The sequence below is a fragment of the Bacillus sp. SIMBA_008 genome, assembly GCF_046535495.1.
Lineage (GTDB): Bacteria > Bacillota > Bacilli > Bacillales > Bacillaceae > Bacillus > Bacillus subtilis.
In genome coordinates, this window is record NZ_JAWRWL010001325.1 from 1 (window position 1) to 233 (window position 233).

Genomic DNA, 233 nt, shown 5'->3' on the forward strand with positions numbered 1-233 from the left:
TAATGTCCACCGTGCCCTTGACCACTTTCTTGCACAATCTCTAACCTCTCATCCAGTATACCTTGTGTTTCAAATGAAATATCACTCGTACTTCCTAATAAGAAGCCGTGGTTATACGGTCCAAGCGTTGGGTCATCTTTAAACTTCGGTTGAATACTAGCGAGGAAGTCATACACTGGTTGTGAAGCTTTACCTTCTTCTAACAATACAACAGGTGCGTGTTTACCCATATG

General features: G+C 42.1%; 1 pseudogene. It reads right to left on the reverse strand.

Features of this window, described 5'->3' with window-relative positions:
- Positions 1-233 (reverse strand): annotated as a pseudogene (locus SB658_RS27745) (cell wall-binding repeat-containing protein); the annotation flags it as partial.